The organism is Pseudoalteromonas phenolica, assembly GCF_001444405.1.
GTDB lineage: Bacteria > Pseudomonadota > Gammaproteobacteria > Enterobacterales > Alteromonadaceae > Pseudoalteromonas > Pseudoalteromonas phenolica.
Window position 1 is genome coordinate 255,563 of record NZ_CP013188.1, and the last position, 19,021, is coordinate 274,583.

The window sequence follows — 19,021 nt, forward strand, 5'->3', positions numbered from 1 at the left end:
CCTAATCATGATTTCTCAATAAGATAAAACTTTAGTGCCATATTACTAATCATAGTCAGTTAAGCAAATTTTACTGTTGAGATTTTTGCATGAACGCAAAAAAGAGAACCAATGAGGCTTAATAGTTACATTTTGTCACAACCAACTTATCTCAAAAAGCTTTCACAGCAGACTTAAATGTTATTATGTAACATTACTCATTGTAAAAACGAGCGAAGAATGAAAATTAAAAATCTTGTTTTGGCCATGGCTGCCGTCGTTGCGCCTTTGGCTTCTGCGTTCCAAACGCAAGATACCCGTATCTTACGATTCCCTGATATTCACAAAGAGCATGTGACATTTGTATATGCAGGTGATATTTACGTTGCGAATACCCAAACGGGACAGAGTCAGCGGTTAACTTATCATGAGGGGTTCGAAACTTTTCCTAAGTTTTCTCCAGATGGAAGTAAAATTGCATTCTCAGCACAGTACAACGGAAGTCGCCAAGTTTATGTTATAAACCGCGATGGCTCAGGTTTGAAACAATTAACTTACTACAATGATGTTGGTCCTATGCCACCACGAGGTGGCTATGATTACCGTGTTATGGACTGGACGCCAGACGGAAAAAATATCGTATTTAGAGCAAATAGAACCCCTTGGGGTAAGCGAATGGGCCGCCCATACATGGTGCCAGCAGAAGGGGGTTTAGAGCAACCGATGGCAATACCTGAAACGGGCGGCGGTATGCTTTCTCCAGATGGTAGCAAGTACGTTTATACCCCAATTGACAGGGAGTTTAGAACGTGGAAGCGTTCACGCGGTGGTCGTGCTCAAGATGTGTGGGTGTATGATTTAGAAAATAACACCTCAAAACAACTTACGTCTCATCGTGCTACAGATCAACAGCCTACCTGGGTAAATGACAGTATTTATTTCGTTTCAGATAGAGACTACACACTTAATTTATATAAATACCGTGAAGGTAAGTCACCGGTTCGAATGACAACGCATGATGACTTCGATGTATTGTGGCCTTCTGCGGGTCCTGATGCGATTGTTTATGAAAATGGGGGGTATCTATACCGTTTCGATGAAGCGACAAAGTCCTCTGAGAAACTAACGATAAATGTGGAGGGGATCAGAGAGCACACTTTGCCTTACAGTAAAAATGTAAGTGACTTTATTGACTCGATGGACATCTCTCATGATGGTAATCGCGCGGTGTTTACAGCCCGTGGTGAAATTTTCACCGTACCTGTAAAACAAGGTCCGACTCGTAACTTAAGCTACACGCCTGAAGGCCGTGAGATAGAAGCCAGTTGGTCGCCAAATGGTCGATATATCGCTTATATGAGCGATGTGACAGGCGAGTACGAGATTTATATTAAAGATCGCGCTAACAATAATGAAGTTAAGCAGTTAACAAGTAATGGCACAATTTGGCGTTTTACACCTAAGTGGTCACCTGATAACAGCAAACTACTTTTTGCAGATAAAAACCATACACTTTGGTTACTTGATATCGCATCTGGCAAACAAACAAAAATAGATGTAGCAAAGTTTGATGAAAATGGTCTTACTCAATATGTTTGGTCGCCAAATTCAAACGATATTGTGTATGTAAAAAATAACGAAAACCGCTACTCATCGCTATTTCACTTCAATACTGAGTCAAAGAAGGTAACACGCTTAACAGATGAGATGACATCTGAAAGTAACCCGACTTTTTCTCCTGACGGTGAGTATCTATATTTCAGCTCTGAACGTGATTACAACTTAACATTCAGCTCATATGAGTTTGATTACATGTTTAGTCGAGCCACGCGAGTTTATGTGGTTGCTGTGAATAATCAAATCACCCCCATTAACGCTTTAAGCTCTGATGAAGCGGGCATTGTCACTGAAGAGACTGAAGATAAATCTCAACAAGAAAACACGAATGCGCTTGAGCCTCAAGGCTTTATGAAGCGTGTCGTTGCTACAAATGCACCAGCAGGAAATTATCGCGGCTTAACGGGTGTAGAAGGTGGGGTATTAACGCTATCTGGCGGTGCACTTAAGCTAATTTCGAATAAGCCTGATGGCAAAGTGGCGACAGTCGCTTCTGGCGTGAGTCAGTATAAAGTGTCGACGAATGGTAAACACATCATTGCTCGCTCAGGTAAAAACATCAGTGTGATCAAGCCTAAAGCAAAACAAGACCTTAAAGCGAATCAGCTGGATCTCTCTAAGATGAATTTAAAAATTGATCCTAAGGTTGAGTGGCAGCAAATGTATGTTGAGGGGTGGCGTACATTGCGCGATTGGTTCTATGATGAAAATCACCATGGCCAAGATTGGGATGCAATTTTAAAACGTTATCAACCAATGGCGGATGCGGTAGCACACAGAACTGATTTAGATTATGTGCTCAGTGAAATCGCAGGTGAAATTAATGCGGGTCATATTTATGTTCAATCGGGCGATGCGCCAACCGCTGAACGTAAAAAGCATGGTTTATTAGGTGCTGAAGTAGAAAGTCACCCGTCTGGTTTTGTAAAGATAAACAAGATTTATCAAGGCGAAGACTGGCATGAAGACTTCCGCTCGCCTCTGGGTCAAACAGGCATTAATGCCTCTGTAGGAAACTTCATTTTATCGGTGAATGGCCAAGCCGTAGATCAAGTGAGTAACTTCTTTGAATTGCTAGAAAATACTCAGGGTGAGCCAGTTGAGCTAATGCTGTCTGATTCACCGAGTTTTGATACTGCTTGGAAGGTGACAGTTAAACCTGTAGCCAGTGAGCAAGGTCTACGATATTTGGAGTGGGTGAACAGCCGAGCTGAATACGTCAGTAAGTTATCAAATGGCAAGATTGGTTATGTACATTTACCAAATACACACTATGAAGGTAACCGCTCTTTATTCAAGAACTTTATGCCACAAACGACAAAAGAGGCGATGATCATTGATGATCGTTACAACGGTGGTGGCTTTATTCCTGAACATTTAATTACTTGGTTATCTCGCAAGCCATTAAATTACTGGAAACGTCGTGGTGTTGAGCCAACTAAAACGCCAGCATTTGCACACGATGGTCCTAAAGCCATGCTAATTAACGGTTATTCGAGTTCAGGTGGTGATGCATTACCTTACTATTTCCGTCAAGCAGGTCTTGGTAAGTTAATTGGTACGCGAACTTGGGGTGGCTTGATTGGTATTTCTGGCAACCCATACCTTGTAGATGGCGGGCAAGTGATTGCTGCGACTTTCCGTATTCTTGATAATGACGGCAACTGGATCATAGAGAATGAAGGTGTAACACCAGATATCGAAGTGGTCGATCGTCCAGAGCTTATTCATGCAGGAAAAGACCCATCGGTCGAGCGCGCAGTTAAAGAGCTTCTTAAAGAATTAGAAGCTAACCCTAAAAAGCCGCTTGTCGTGCCACCTGCGCCGAGTAACTTTAGAGACTAAAAGTCATTATTCTTATAAGGGGCGAGTAGCCCCTTTTTAATCTTTGAATTCAGGGTGTTGCTCTTTGATGGTTAAGATTGCTTGGTTGAGTTTATGTATTAAATCTTCTTTATAAGCAAACTTAATATGTTCACTGTTACTAAAGCCAATATGCGCGGTTTGACGACTTATCTCATCAACTTCAACAAACTTTATATCAAGTGCACTGGGCATTTGAGCTAAGTTAAATTGTATTGCACGGCTATCATTTACATAGCAGTCGAGCTTCTTCTCAAGTAATTTTTGCAAATTCGACTGGGTGCTTTTGTTTTCCCATATTTTAATAGCCCCGCTTTTTATTAAAGCTTTATATCTGTCATCAAACATCAGATAACCTGCATTGATACCCACGTTTAGCGGTTTTTTGTTAGAGAAGTCTTTTAAATCAAGATTGCTTGGAGCTAAAAGTGCTGGCAAATATGTATTTGGGTGACAGACTGTGACAACTCTTTCAGTTAATAATGTGACTGAGTAGGGGCCAATATATGGGCGAGCTTGTCTGTGTATGTACGGGGGCAAAATTGCAAAAGCATGGCCTAATTCTATTTCCTTTAAAGCTCGCTTCCATGGCATCGCTTCAAACTGAAAATCGTACTCATTTTTCAATAAATTAGCCGCTTTTCTAATCAGATTAATGTAAATCCCTTGCGGATTACCGTTTACTGCATAGCTATAAGGGGGGTAATCCTCGTCAACAATTACTTTTACTTTGACAGCTTTTGCCTCACTGATATTTGATAAAAGCAATGAACAAAAGAGCAACAGTAATAATTGCATGCTCTTATTCATCTAAAAACTTCACATAGTCATATCTAAAGCCTACTGAAACAGAATCAAACCCAGAGTTGTTGGTATAGTCTTTTGTTAAATACTCCAAGTGAAAGCGTAGTTTGTCGGCCGGTAGCCACTCTAGCGTCACGTTATAGCCGTCAAAGCCATTGCCACTGCTATCTAGGCCGTCGTCGAAATCAAAGTATCCTAGCTTGAGTTTATAGTGCTTGGTAATTGGATAGCCCATAGAAATATCGAATGTTGAGCCATTTCGGTCATTACTTGTGATGCGATCGTAACTTTTATCTTGAAAACCCACAGCAAGATAGAGGTTTGATGGAAAAGTGTATGCACCAGAGAAAGCTAAAATGCGGTTCTCTCCTAAGTGCGTTTCAGCATCATATACTTGGTTGTTTTGATATGTCATCGCGAGATGAAGGTTATCGACATCATAGCTTAGGCCTGCGTTGAATAAGTCTGAGTAGTTAGCACCATTTTCGCCGTCGTATTGTGCGCCTGCTCTAAAGGTAAAATCACCGAGTTGTTTCGAGTAGGTGAGGAAGTTGTTCACGAAGAAAATGCTTTCTGGGTCGTAGGCAAACGGGCTACTTGCATGGTTAAAAATATCAACATACTCAGCGATATATAAGTATTGTGCGGGGCGTTGTTTACCTATGCCTACTTCACCAAGTGGTGTGTCTAGCGCGACATATACTTGCCTTGCTTTACCAAAATTGCCGTTGTTAGATAAATCTATACCCCATTCGCCATGTAGTGTTGCTTTAAATTCATTCGAGAATTGGTGGGTTGATTTAACGCCCATGTGCGATAACGCATCTCTGACGTCAGTGGTGCTTTCTCCTGCATTATCAATGTAGCCATAAGTTGGCCTTATGGTGGCGTAAAATTTAAGGTCTTTGTCAGACTTAGCTTTACTAGTTTGATCCAAACTCGGTTTTGCCGCTGACTTTTCGGCTACGGGTTGGTTTTTTTGGGCTTTTTCTAGCGCTTCTATTTTTTGCTGCAATAGTTTTAATTGCGCTTTTAACAAGGCTATTTCGTCTTGTGTATTTGAAGCTGCTGATACGTTAACTGCATAGATAAGACTTAGCAAGGCGGCGACAAAAGCGATGCTTCTCATAAGAATTCTCTGCAAAAGTGCGTGTTTTTTTGAGTATAGTTTATATTTACACAATGCTAACGGCTTTCTTGCTGAATTCGAATAAGGCTGAGAAATGAAGATTAGATCTAAGTTTTCGGTGGTATCAGGGGTTGTTGTATTTATGGTGATTTCGCTTCTGGCGCTTTCAACATATATTTTGGTTGAGAATAGTTTAAAGCAAAAAACACATGCCTACGTGGTTGATAATACCGCCTTACTCAGCAGCAGCATCAGTAATTGGATGGCTGGAAAAGCCGCGCAAATTCGTATTCTAAAACATCAGCTTGAAGCTGATTTCTCAAAAAGTAATTTTCAAAAATCTCTCGAAAATAATGCCCTCAGAAATGAATTTTTGCTGGTTTTTGGTACCTTGGCTGATGAAAGAGGGCTTCGTTCTAACAATAAAAACCGTGTTAACCCACCAGAGATCGACTTTCGTGAGCGGGCTTGGTATCAACAAGCTAAGAACAGTCAAGGCATAGTGTTTACACCGCCTTACGTTGATGCGGCTACAAAAGAGCTTTTGGTTTCTATTGTTACGTCAGTAAATAGCGCTGGCTTTAAAGGCGCTATTGGGGGAGATTTATCTTTACAAACGATCGCTGATAGCGTGAATACCATTAACTTCAACAATACGGGGTTTGCGTTTATTGTAGATGGACAAGGCACGATTATTACTCACCCAAATGCCAGCTTAAATGGCAAATCTAGCCAAGCTGTATACGAACTTAGTCCAAATAGACAAAGCGAAATTCTTGAGTTGAGCCATCAAAATGAAGATAAGCTGGCCTACTTTTTACCGCTTGATGACAGTGCAGGGGTTGATTGGTATTTGGCAGTGTTGCTTGATAAGTCTCTGGTTTATGAGTCTTTGTCTACTTTTACCAGTCGCACATTTATTTTTGCGGTATTTAGCATTGCGCTGTGTGTATTTTTATTAAGAAAGCTTGCTAAACATTTATTGAGTCCGCTTGATACGTTAGAAAGTGCGATTGGCCAAATTGCTAGTGGCGGCGGTGATTTGACTCGTCGTTTAAATGTGCAAAGTGAAGATGAATGCGGGGTTGTGGCTAATAACTTCAATCAGTTTTTATCTTACTTGCAACAGTTGGTGTCAGACATTAAGCACAAAGCTGAGAATATCACTTCCGAAAGTAATCATGCTTCGCAGTTGTCTATGCAATCATCTGAGTCTCTCAATCAGCAATACTTGTCGATAGATAATTTAGCGACAGCAATGCATGAAATGAGTACCACCTCTTCTGATATAGCTGCAAGCGCTCAAGATGCGGCGGCTTCAGTGACTGCAGTTAACAAGACTGCAGATGAGAACAAACAAGTATTTGCGAAAACCACCCAAGATATTGTGGAGTTGTCGGCGTCTATTAGTTCGGCTCAGCAGCTCAGTAGTGAACTGGCCTCTTACAGCAATAATATTGAACAAATTCTATCTGTGATCAACGGTATTGCAGAGCAAACCAATCTATTAGCGCTTAATGCGGCAATTGAAGCCGCACGAGCAGGTGAGCAAGGTCGCGGTTTTGCAGTCGTAGCCGATGAAGTACGAACACTGGCATCAAGAACGCAAGAGTCGACCACCGAAATTAAATCCATGATTGAGAAAATTCAGCATTATTCTTCGCAAGTGCAAACTTCGATGGATGAGAGTAAAGATAAGGCAAACCGTTGTGTTGAACATACACAAATTGCCAGTGATTCTTTAGAAAGCATTTCGAACGAAGTGAAAGAAATTATGGATCGCAATATTCAAATTGCAGCGGCCATTGAAGAGCAAAGTGTGGTGATTGAAGATATAAATAAAAACACCATTAGTATTCGCGATATCAGCCAGCAAGTAGATAGCTTTGCGCACGAACAGATCACCGCAAATGAACAGCTACTCGGTGATGTGAAGTCGCAGCAAAGCTTGTTGAATAAATTTATTGTTTAAAGGTGCTTTACAGATTATTCATCATTGAGCCATTTATACATAATGAGACTATCAACATAACCTAACTTTGGATGATTATAGGCTTTTGGTATTGTACCAATAACCTCATAGCCGAGCTTTTGCCAAAGCGACACTGCAACGGTATTAGTTGAGACCACTGAATTAAACTGCATGGCTTTAAAACCAAGCGCTCGGGCGATGTCTTGAGAGTGCTCACAAAGTTGTCTGGCAATGCCTTTACCTGCAGCCAAAGGCGAGACCATATAGCCGCAGTTACAAATGTGTGAGCTTGGGCCCATGGCATTGGCTTTTAAATAATAACTCGCTAGTACTTGCCCTTGCTCTTCGTAAACGAAAGACTTTAGCGGCGCTTCACACCATAGTGAATATGCGCTCGACTCGTCCATGTCTGGGTCAAAGGCATAGGTTTCTTGGGCTTGGATGATACGCTGAAAAGTTGGCCAAAATGCGGAAAAATCTGCGTGTGTCATTGCTCTTATCATATTAGCCTCTAGCTCTTATTTATTTTCATATCGTGCTAAAAACATAGTAATTGTTTGCTCAATAATATGCTTTTGCTGTTCAGGCGTTGGCTTTTCGAACCCATATAAGTGAGGGTAAAAAATAAACGACTTTAGCTGAAAAAGAAACTGTTTTGCTGCAAATTCGATGTCATCTATGGCTAATGCGTTGGCATCGACGGCATCTTTCAAGAAGGTCTCAATAAAAATCATGCAGCCGACTTTGTTGCTACCAAGTTGTGAGGCTAATTCTGGGTCTTTTAGCATCTGCATAAAGGCGATTTTTGCTATGCGCAAAAAATTTTCTGAAGTTAGTAGTTGCACTTCTTGCTCTGCAATTGCTTGTAATTGCGCATGTAAGGGTTTGCTCAGGTCAAATACCACAGCTTCGGTCGACATTAATTCATCTTTCATTTTGAATAAAATCGCATGAAACAGCTGCTCTTTAGTATCGAAATGGTTATAAACTGTGCGTTTTGATACTTTGGCAAGTTTTGCTATGTCGTCCATGCTGGTGGCATCGACGCCTTGCTCGTAAAACAATTGCTCTGCAGCAGCTAAAATGTGCAATTTCTTTTGATCAGATAACTTCATAATTTTCCTCTCGATAACCGCCATATTCTAAATCCGAATTAAAAAAGTTGCACTCAGTAGTTTACTTTTTATGTTTATAATGAAAAACTACACCGTGTAGTTTACTTTTGTTTGGTGCATTATGAAAATCAGTAAATGGTTAGGTGTAGGTTTTATTGCTTTAACAGTGGGAGCATGTTCAGTGAATAATCAATTAGCAACGCAGGATTCAACTTTGTCGCAAGGGTCGAGCTATTATCATAATGGCAAGTTTCATAACGACGACATTATGGAAGCGAATGGCTTTGGCAAAGTGCTAGGGTTAATCGGCCGTTATATTACTGAAGAGAAAAAACATGCAGTGCCAGACCAACCACTGCCTATGAAAGCCTTAAGTACTGAACAGTTACAGGCACTTTCAAATGATCAAATTCATATGGTTAAGCTAGGTCACTCGTCAATATTACTCAAAGTTTATGGTGAATTTTGGCTGCTTGATCCGGTATTTTCAGAGCGTGCGTCACCATTTAGTTTCTTGGGTCCTAAACGTTTTCAGCAAGCACCTATCAGTATTGATGATTTACCACAGATAGATAAAGTGCTTATCTCTCATAACCATTACGACCATTTAGATAAAACCAGTGTTAAGAAACTGGCCAATAAAACCAAGCAGTTTTTAGTGCCATTAGGGGTTGAGGCTGATTTATCGCGCTGGGGCGTAGAGCCGTCAAAAGTTTTGTCATTTGATTGGTGGCAAGAGCTACAAACAGATAATGCACTGGTTGCTTTTACCCCAACTAAGCACTTTTCTGGCCGTGCTTTATCGGATGGCAATAAAAGCCTGTGGGGGTCTTGGGTGATCAAAGGCGCTAAAGAAAGTATCTATTTCAGTGGTGATTCAGGCTACTTTGATGGCTTTAAGAAAATCGGTGAGAAGTATGGTCCATTCGATTTAACTTTCATTGAAACTGGCGCTTATGATAAAGATTGGGCCGATATTCATATGACACCAGAGCAAAGCTTACAGGCACATCTTGATTTACAAGGCAAAGTGATGGTGCCGGTGCACAATGGCACGTTTGACCTAGCATTTCACGCATGGTTTGAACCATTGGAGCGTGTCTCAAAAGCGGCGGATGAGCATAATGCTGTGATAAGAACACCCATAACTGGAGAAATTTTCAATTCAGATAAACATTTTGCACAAGTCTTTTGGTGGAAATCACTTATGCCAAGTCTGTAACCAAAATTTAACAAAGTGGTTTGTTTCAATTTTATTAAATTAACTAATTGAATTAAATAAACTAAATAGCCTAATGTAAAGCTATGGGTACAGATTTTAAGTTGAGAAAGTTTAAATTTATGTAAATAAAATGTGATCTTTGAGATTCCTTGCGCTATGGTTTGATTGATTTTTAATCAAACAACTAAGTAAAAGGAATCATTATGCGTAAATTATCGACTCTAGCATTTGCTATCGGTGCAATTGTATCTGGTCAAGCTTTAGCTCAAGCAGAACTAAAACAAGTTTCTGCGAGCAAAGCTATTCCAAATCAATACATTGTAGTATTTAAAACGCCTTCCGTTTTAAATATTCAAAGCGCTGATGCTGTAGCAAGTTATGCTGAGCAAGCCAGCCAAAAACTCGTAAATAGCTATAACGTAGATGTATCACGCAAGTTTGCTGGTTCTTTAAACGGTGTAGTTGTGAGTGCATCTGCCAATCAAGTTCAAGATCTGCTCAACAACCCTGATGTTGACTATATTGAGCAAGATCAGATTGTTAGCGTGTCTCCTCTAGCTGCAACCAATGTTGATCAAGGAAATGCGATTTGGGGCTTAGATCGTGTCGATCAACGTTCATTACCGCTTAACTCAAACTATCATTATGACTTTGATGGTGCAGGTGTAACGGCTTATGTTATCGATACAGGTGTTCTAATTTCTCACAATGAGTTTGGTGGCCGAGCTTCGCATGGTTATGACTTCGTAGATAACGATGCAGATGCAACAGACTGTAATGGTCATGGCACACACGTTGCGGGCACAATTGGTGGTAGTCAGTATGGTGTGGCTAAAAACGTTAATATTGTTGGTATCAAAGTATTAGGTTGTTCTGGTTCAGGTACTAACTCAGGCGTTATTGCTGGTGTTGATTGGGTAAAAAACAATGCATCTGGCCCATCTGTTGCGAACATGAGTTTAGGTGGTGGTGTTTCACAAGCACTTGATGATGCTGTTAACTCAGCGGTAGCCGCTGGCGTGACTTTCGTTGTAGCAGCTGGTAACGATAACTCTAATGCTTGTAACTACTCGCCTGCACGTGCTGCTGATGCGATTACTGTGGGTTCAACAACGAGCAGTGACAGCCGTTCGAGCTTCTCTAACTACGGTAGTTGTTTAGATATTTACGCACCAGGATCAAGCATTAAGTCAGCTTGGTACAACTCTAATACTTCAACGAATACTATTAGTGGTACATCAATGGCTGCACCTCATGTTGCAGGTGTTGCTGCGCTTTATCTTGATGAAGATAGTAGTCGTACGCCAGCCCAAATTGATTCTCTTTTAAGTAGTCGTAGCTCCAAGAATAAAGTAAGTGATGCCAAATCAGGTTCACCAAATGAACTACTTTATAGCCTAGCAGGTGATGGTGGTCCAGTTGACCCTGTTGACCCAGACCCAGCACTTGAAGATGGTGTTGCTGTAAGTATTTCTGGAGGTGCAGGTTCTGAAAGCTTCTATACATTCGAAGTTCCATCTGGTACTGAAGGTGTCGTGTTTAGTATGACAGGTGGTTCAGGCGATGCAGATATCTATGTCCAACAAGGTACAAAGCCTACTCAATCTTCATATACCTGTCGTCCATACAAAAATGGCAATGAAGAGACTTGTACTTTTAATAACCCAATGACTGGTACATGGCACGTAATGGTGCGTGGCTATAGTGCTTACTCAGGTGTTTCACTTAAAGCACAGACTTCTTCCGGAAGTGGCTGCGGCTCAAACTGTTTAGAGAACGGTGTACCTGAAACGAACCTATCAGGCTCTCGCAACTCTGAAGTTATTTACACCATTGATGTGCCAGCAGGTGTTACGCTTTCAGTGAATACATCTGGTGGTTCTGGCGATGCTGATCTTTATGTTCGTAAAGACTCTGCACCAACAACAAGCACCTATGATTGCCGCCCTTACCGTAGTGGTAACAATGAAAGTTGTAGCTTAAGTTCTGGTACAGGCGGAACGTACTACATCATGCTTCGTGGTTATAGTGCTTATAATGGTCTGACACTACAAGCAAGTTACTAAGAATTTAAATCCAATCAATTAAGTCGTTAGGTAAAAGCGCATGGAGCTATTAACTCTGTGCGCTTTTTATTTTTTATCATTTTAAATAGTTACAATCTTAATAAAGGCATTTCAATTCATTTTTCGTTGAGCGGATTAATACCGTGTTTTGATGAAAATCGTGTTTAAAATAAGGATTACGATTCAGTTTTAGCTAAAATGTTAACAGTGCTATTGCTTAGGCTTCATATTTCTACCTTAATTCCATATTAGGCTTGTTTTGATAGGCGTATATCGTCTGGAATTCAGTGAAATATAGCTTTCGAAAACTTAAATACAGATTGGAAAACAACGTGCGTGTAAAAGATCCTTGGGATAATCAGTTAACAAAACCTCTACTCACCTTATTTTTATTCATTTCTGTCTGTGGTTTTATCATAAATAGTTTTTATCAAATCCAGCAGACACGGTCTTTTAGTGAAGATGTTCGTGCACAAGTTAAAGCTCAGACTCTGAATGCAGCAGCTGAAGTGGGCGAAGAACTCGAAAAAATAATGACAAGTGTAGATAGGTTTGCGCGAGAAGTGACTGCAACGCCAGATAAAACATTTGTGCTGAAATTATTAGAAGATGAATTTGCTGTCAATGAAGACATTTACTCTCTAAATGTGACGTTTCACCCATATCAGTATCAGCATAACGTTCGTTATTTTAGTCCTTATTTTGAAAGGTTAACGGGTATAGAGCGTAAATATAACTTAGTTGATTATGACAAGCCTTATAAAGAATTTAGTTGGTATCACAGGCCTTTAAAAGAAGGGCCAATTTGGACTGAGCCATATTACGAGCCACAAAACAATGTGTTGATGACTACGTATTCTGTTCCTTTCTATCAATATAAAAATGCAAAACGAGAAGGAAAATTGCCTTTAGGGGTTGTACCCTCTGATATATCGTTAGATCATTTAACGGCTTCACTAAAAGAGCTTGATTTGGGATTAGGTGGCTACGGTATTTTGTTTTCCGAACAACAAAACTTAATTTCTCATCCTGTTTTTAGTCACGTTCGAGAAATGGAGAATTTAGGTGATTTAGTCTCAGAAACAGAGTTTGCTTATCTATCTAAGATCGCAGGCTGCTTTGAAAAAGATTTAGATTACCTATTCTTTAATGGTGAAACACTAGACAACAGTGAACATTATGCCGCTTGTACGAAGGTCCCGCATACGAATTGGACCTTGATCACGCGGATGTCTTCTGACATGTTTTATATGGACAGAGACGAACGACGCCAAAATAATATCCATATTATTGCGTGGGGAGCAGCCTCGTTTATCTTTCTTATTTTATTAATGACGAAAATAAGAAAGCTAACTTGGACACAAAATAACATACTTTTGTCAGTAACGCTGATTTTGAGTACTTCGTTAGTGCTTGAATTTGCAAGAAGTTTTAAAACTCTTGAACAAACTGACAATGTAGTGATCACAACACAAGCTCAAAGAGAGGCATTTTCATCAAGTTATAGTGACAGAATGGAAACAATGCATGTTGCAACACCAGAGTATGTGGCAACGGGTTTGTATGTCGAGTCTCTTGAATTTGTAAATGCTAATAACGTGCATTTGACAGGGCATGCTTGGCAAAAGCTAAGCGCTTCTCAGAAAACGTCTGTTGAACCCAAATTAGCTTTCAATCACACCGTTAATAGTAAAATTGAAGAAGCTTATCGACAGGATTTAAAGGATGGAGGTTTGTTAGTAGGCTGGCGCTTCTCTATAGAAACAAGACAGCAGTTTGATTACAGCAAATACCCATTTGATCATAAGAGTATAGAGCTGAGTTTTAATGAAGCTGATATGGGGGGTAATGTCATTTTGGTACCTGACCTAGAGTCTTATGAGAAACTATCAAAAATGGACAACCCAGCTGTATCCCCTGACATAGTGCTTGATGAGTGGTTGTTAAAGAGTAGTTATTTCAAATATCGATTTGAGAGTTACAACACCGATTTTGGTCTTGATACATTTTTTAATCAAAATGTCGCGCCTGAACTTAACTATAACATCAATATTGAACGTGAGTTTATCGGACCATTTGTAACGACCTTACTGCCAGTAATGGTTATGGTATGCCTGCTTTATGCATGCGTTGTAAGTATGAAGTACACGCCTTATGGTGACTTGCGTAACAATATCACCGCAGTTGTATTTACGATTTTGCTTGCCCATTACAGTATTAGAGAGCACCTACAAATTGATGAAGTTGTCTATTTTGAGATCTTTTACTTCTTACTCTATTTGGTATCTTCTTTGTTTATGCTGATTGCGCATCAATATTACAAAGCAAAAGAAGAAACTGGTGATGGGCGTATTTATAAACGCTTAGCTAATATTTGGTTTTGGCCTGTGATGACAATTTCAATTTTTATCATCACGATACTGACCTATTATTAAATGAAAAGACCTGCACTTGTGCAGGTTTTTTTATTATTACTAATACTTAAGTTCTTTTATCCAATTTAGTGTTTTCAAGTAGCGCTTAGTTTCATCAGTCAGAGGGTTTTCAGTCAAAAAAACTCGGTTGAGTTTTAAATTTGCGTCAAGATTGATATGTGAAATTAAATTATCTGACAGTGATAATTGGGACAACTCGGGAGAGTGGCTAAAGTCTACTTTAGAAAGTTTATTTTTATCTAGCCAAATTGTTTCAAGCTTTGGCAGGTGAATGGTTAATTTTTCAAGGCTCTGGTTACGATACGTGACAGTTTTAAGCTCAGGGTGATTAGTTAACTCAAAGTTTGGCTGAACAGTTTTATTTTCTATTAAAGAGAGTTTAATAAGTTTTGAGTTATTCGACAGATCAAAGTATTCGATTTCTGTCCAGCCTATTGTTAAGTCTTTAATTTCAGTATTTAAACTCAAATCTAGGTTTGTGATATTAGTGAAAGTGATATCGAGAGTTTCTAGGTTATTCAGAGCAGAAACATCGAAATAATTTATAACAACATTATTTAGCCTCAAATATTTTATTTGGTTAGTGCTCGAATATGACAATGTATCAATTAATACATTATCAAGAGCCAGAGATTGAAGCTTAGGAAACCAACCTGAATTGATGCTTAAAGCAAGTCTTCTTTCTAACGTGATGTCATCGCTTAGCGTTAGATCTTCTAAATTTTCGAGTATTGTTAGTTCACTGAGATCACCATTAATAAAGTGAGTCATATTACAAATTACAGTTTTAACTTTTGCTGGTTTATCTATTTTCTTTATATCAAACCCCTCAGACGGGCAAACATATAAGGAAGGTTCTTCTTCAGTTGGTGAGCCGCCACAAGCGACAAGGAAAACAGAGGCATATACGAGAGGGGGAATGCTTTTCAACTAATGTGTCCTTTCATTTTACAAATGTCGTAATATACATTGTTCCTTTTAATGATCTAGTTAAATTATAAAAGGCGACCACATATCCAAATGGTCGCCTTTGCTAGCAGTTGTTAATAAAGGAAATTTAGTTAGCTGTAGCCGTTAAGCTCACGCCGCTATAAGCGTTATAGCCCCTAAGCATAACGTGGTATCTACCTGCACCAGAACTTACAGTACATGTTTCTTCATTACCCCAGCGATAAGGTCGGCAATCATAAGTTGTTCGAGTTGGCTCACTACCTTTACGCACATATAAATCAACATCACCTGAGCCGCCTGTTATCACAATGGTTGCACCTGACATGCTTTCAGGAACATCAAAATAGAAGAATTGTTCATTGTTTCTAGCACCACTTAAATCAACTTTAGCAACACCATCTTTAAGTAGTTTAGGGTCCGAACCATCATCGACGGCTAGAGTATAGGTTTTGCTTGCTGTCGCACCTGTTTCATCAGTAATCGTAAGCATTGCAGAGAATTGACCTGCTGAAGCGTAAGTGTGGCTTACATTAGCGCCAAAACCGTTAGCAGAGCCATCACCGTATTGCCACTCGTATTGTGTGATTGCACCATTTGGTGATGTTGAGCGACTTCCATCAAATGTACAGCTAAGTAAGTTACAGTTAATATCAAAGTCGGCGATAGGTAGCGGATCCACCGAACCATTATCTCCTGATGGTATTTGGCCATTGAAGTGGCTTGAAACCTGAGGCCAAATTAAACTGATTTTAGCGCCTTTGTTTGTACATCCACCCAAATGATGAAGTGCAATAACATTGTTCGTTGCAGCAGCAAGTACGGGAGAACCTGAAGAGCCACCAATCGTATCACAGTAATAACCTAAGTCAGTACCTGTGCCACGGCCATTGGCGTTTGCATTGTTCACAGAGCAAAGACCGTTGCTGTCTCTGTCAGATTCAATCGACAGTTCCTTTGGATTACCAGAGCCATGCTGAGGAATGTAAATACGCTCGCCTTGAGTTGCATCGCGCACATCTAGCCCAAAATAACCAAATGGTGCAGCTTTTGCAAAATCATTAATGGTAAATAACGTATAGTCGAGAGTGTAATCTGTTTTTAACAGATCTTTACCTGTGACCTTAACAACACTCTCTAGGGTATTTCCATCACAACTAGTATGTTGATAGTTAAACCATACTTCTGTATTTGCCAGTTCAGACGCTGATTCAACACAGTGGTTATTGGTGAACATGCGGTTATCACTGCCTACGCGCCAGCCAGTACATAAGCCACTACCATTCATTAGTAATCGAGCAACAGGGCGAGAGCGTTCAAACTCTGTAGGGTTTGAATTAGCCCAGCACTGCACATCTCGACGTTCCATAGCACCACAAGTAGAAGCAATACCTACATCGGTTTCAATAGACCCAGTGAAGTCATTTTCTGTGCCATGGAAGTAACTATCGATTTCAGCATCTGCAAGTGCGATTTGGCTTTGCGCAGCAAAGGTATTATTAATTTGGCCGGGTGTGTATTCGACAATTACTTTGTCTGCTGAGACTGACATAGCATAAAACGATGAAATCCCATCATCACCCTGCGCTTTTGTTGCGGTACTCATATTGAACTCAGTGTATTCATAACGCTCGCTACCATCCTCAGAGCGCACGACAAGTTTGCCGCCATTCTGCAAGTTGATATTTTTAAAGTGCAGTTTGATGTAACTGGCATTCGGATGTGAAACCGTTTGTGTAATGACTGTTTGGTTCACAGTGTTTGCAGTTGCGAACTGACTATTAAGCGGCAGGTTAAGCTGAGCTGCTTTACCTATTGTGGTTTTTTGCGCTTGAGATGTGTACTTCATCATTTGTGCTTCTGTCAGAGGTGCTTGGGCAGCTACAGACAGTGAAACCGCACTTAAAAGCGGTAAGATGTGGCGTGCTTTCATTATCATATCCTTACAATTACTTGTTTATGGTTTTGGGAACCGAGAATAAAAGTAGCGCATATTAATCGCCGTGTAAAATATTTGTTAATTTATTTTAACTTTAATTTTACATTAGGTGTTTTTACAATCTCTTTTGCAAGCGAGTGGTTGAAAAGTAAAGAAAACAAAAAAAGATGATTGATAACATAATTATCAATCATCTTTTGGGTAGTTCAATAAGGAGTATCAGTACTTATACTTACTCATTAACTGGCGAACGCAGCTTATTTGACTATAGCCCAAGGACCGCCATCCGCTTTAGGTTGATCGCCTTGTGTCCACCATTTCGCGGTGTAAATGGCATTATTAAAACTGACTTTGTCACCTTTTAGATAAACTTTTGTGGCATCCCATGCTGCAATACCATCTACTGGTGGCTTGTCTTTAGGTGGATCAAGCTTTTCTACCACAGTTACATTTGGCCAATTAACATGCGATTGATAAAAATTAGTCACACACTTTTCATAATCGCCTGGTACTAGCGCCGAATAAGCAGTTTGATATCCCACTAATTTACACTCGAAAGACTGACCTCCAGGGCGGTCAGAGTGATAAGTCCAATCTGCTTCCCAGTTTGTGTAAAGTACATCCGCAGAGCCGTTGAGATTTAAGCTACCAAAAGGCGTTTGCTGCCAACAGGTATTTTCTTCGTCTGCTTCGATTGGAATGTTGTAATAGTTTGACAAACCTTCCCAGTAACGAATACGGTTAACTGGCTGACCTTTAGTACGGTTTTGCTCGCCACATTCAATGCCACCATTTATCACATTAATGGTGGTACCAAACCCATAGCCAATGCCGGCAGCGAGCTCTTTTTGAGAGGGAACCCATGTTCGGTCGATAACATGCAACATGGCAGGCTTAGGCGCTTGAGGTGTTAAGAAAAACCAAATAGCTGAAGCTAAGTTAAGCCAAGAGTCGGCAACTAAGCCTGGATTGTTGAGCAATACAGTCGCATCGCCATTGAACATCACCTCGGAAAAAGCCCCATAATTGAAGTGATAAGAAAGTTGCTTAGCACCTCGACCAAAATAACCTTGACCATCAGCACATGGCCAGCGACGGTTTTGCCAGTCGTTTTGTCCACACCCTGTCGTGTAACCTGGTTGACCTTCAGACCACCCCATTTCACGTACATGCACTAAAGCTTGTTGCCATTCTTCAAGTTGTTGTGGGTTGTCAGAAATATTATCTTTGGCAATATGTCCGCCAGTTTCTTGCGCAAAGTGAGCAAACGCCGTAATGATTGATTTCTTACAAATGGCATCAGAGTCTCGGCCGTCTGTATATTCTCCACAAAAAGCAGGGAATTTACCTATGGCACGTAAGAAACGAGTGTAGGTATATTCAGGGGCAGCCATACCCGTTAAAAAATCCCATTCTTGCTGACCAAACACACGTTCAACTCGCTTCACATTTTCAGGGTTGCTAGCATTGTTAGGCGTGATCGCTTCAACAATACTGTTGTCGCGTGTTTCGAGCGCTTTGGCCCAAATTTGATACATAGGATCTGAAGCTTTTGCATCACGGGCGGCGTTTATTTCTTGGCGAGATAACAAGTAGCCGTTCGGGTTATTTGGATCTTCTACAATGGTTAACGCGTTAGCCGAAGCAATTAAACCAACTTGCAAAGCAAGTAGTTTGAGAGAATGGGTTTTCATAATGGTTCCTTTGAATCGCATGTTTCTAAAATGGGTTTGTTTAACCTATTTTTAACATTAGATGGCAAATGACATCGCTGTCAAGTTGATGTGTTAAGGATTGTAAAATTCTTAATTACAGATAAAAAGGAGGTTAGACAGGTGTCATAGGAAATAATTTATAATTGCGTTTTTTGAGGTTTTTTGCATAAAAAAGAATTCTAATAGCCCTCTAGTTATTCGAGAAATAGATCATTTT

General features: G+C 40.2%; 12 protein-coding genes. 5 read left to right on the plus strand and 7 right to left on the minus strand.

Annotated elements, in window-relative coordinates; all coding sequences use genetic code 11:
* Positions 1-219: 219 nt before the first annotated feature.
* The gene (locus PP2015_RS18405) at positions 220-3,441 is read left to right on the plus strand and encodes a S41 family peptidase (RefSeq protein ID WP_083496675.1); all 3,222 of its coding nucleotides are present in this window, start codon (positions 220-222) and stop codon (positions 3,439-3,441) included.
* 36 nt (positions 3,442-3,477) lie between these two features.
* On the opposite strand, the gene PP2015_RS18410 is transcribed toward PP2015_RS18405, so the two are convergent.
* Positions 3,478-4,257 (minus strand): substrate-binding periplasmic protein, encoded by a 780-nt coding sequence (locus PP2015_RS18410; RefSeq protein ID WP_161568609.1) that lies wholly within the window; start codon positions 4,255-4,257, stop codon positions 3,478-3,480.
* A gap of 4 nt (positions 4,258-4,261) precedes the next feature.
* Positions 4,262-5,392: a porin gene (locus tag PP2015_RS18415; RefSeq protein WP_058031967.1), complete on the minus strand. Its 1,131-nt coding sequence runs from the start codon at positions 5,390-5,392 to the stop codon at positions 4,262-4,264.
* Between the two features lie 94 nt (positions 5,393-5,486).
* Between PP2015_RS18415 and PP2015_RS18420 the strand changes: the two genes are divergently transcribed.
* On the plus strand, positions 5,487-7,364 hold the full coding sequence (locus PP2015_RS18420; protein WP_058031968.1) for a methyl-accepting chemotaxis protein: 1,878 nt from the start codon (positions 5,487-5,489) through the stop codon (positions 7,362-7,364).
* Positions 7,365-7,378: 14 nt separating this feature from the next.
* On the opposite strand, the gene PP2015_RS18425 is transcribed toward PP2015_RS18420, so the two are convergent.
* The gene (locus PP2015_RS18425; protein ID WP_058031969.1) at positions 7,379-7,867 is read right to left on the minus strand and encodes a GNAT family N-acetyltransferase; all 489 of its coding nucleotides are present in this window, start codon (positions 7,865-7,867) and stop codon (positions 7,379-7,381) included.
* A 15-nt stretch (positions 7,868-7,882) separates the two neighbouring features.
* Positions 7,883-8,479: a TetR/AcrR family transcriptional regulator gene (locus PP2015_RS18430; protein WP_058031970.1), complete on the minus strand. Its 597-nt coding sequence runs from the start codon at positions 8,477-8,479 to the stop codon at positions 7,883-7,885.
* A 121-nt stretch (positions 8,480-8,600) separates the two neighbouring features.
* Here PP2015_RS18430 and PP2015_RS18435 point away from each other — a divergent pair, with 121 nt between their 5' ends.
* The 3 genes from PP2015_RS18435 to PP2015_RS18445 all read left to right on the plus strand — a co-directional run bounded on the left by PP2015_RS18435 (position 8,601) and on the right by PP2015_RS18445 (position 14,202).
* Positions 8,601-9,701, plus strand: coding sequence for an MBL fold metallo-hydrolase (locus PP2015_RS18435; RefSeq protein ID WP_058031971.1), 1,101 nt, complete (start codon positions 8,601-8,603; stop codon positions 9,699-9,701).
* Positions 9,702-9,904: 203 nt separating this feature from the next.
* On the plus strand, positions 9,905-11,767 hold the full coding sequence (locus tag PP2015_RS18440; RefSeq protein WP_058031972.1) for a S8 family peptidase: 1,863 nt from the start codon (positions 9,905-9,907) through the stop codon (positions 11,765-11,767).
* Positions 11,768-12,099: 332 nt separating this feature from the next.
* Positions 12,100-14,202, plus strand: a complete 2,103-nt coding sequence (locus PP2015_RS18445; protein ID WP_227009274.1) for a PDC sensor domain-containing protein — start codon at positions 12,100-12,102, stop codon at positions 14,200-14,202.
* 39 nt (positions 14,203-14,241) lie between these two features.
* On the opposite strand, the gene PP2015_RS18450 is transcribed toward PP2015_RS18445, so the two are convergent.
* From PP2015_RS18450 to PP2015_RS18460, 3 genes are all read right to left on the minus strand, one after another.
* Positions 14,242-15,132, minus strand: coding sequence for a leucine-rich repeat domain-containing protein (locus PP2015_RS18450; protein WP_058031973.1), 891 nt, complete (start codon positions 15,130-15,132; stop codon positions 14,242-14,244).
* Between the two features lie 127 nt (positions 15,133-15,259).
* Positions 15,260-17,083 carry a PKD domain-containing protein gene (locus tag PP2015_RS18455; protein WP_058031974.1) on the minus strand — a complete coding sequence of 608 codons (1,824 nt, stop codon included), beginning with the start codon at positions 17,081-17,083 and terminating at the stop codon, positions 15,260-15,262.
* Positions 17,084-17,346: 263 nt separating this feature from the next.
* Entirely contained in the window at positions 17,347-18,783 is a 1,437-nt protein-coding gene (locus PP2015_RS18460) for a chitinase (protein ID WP_083496676.1), read from the minus strand.
* Positions 18,784-19,021 lie beyond the last annotated feature (238 nt).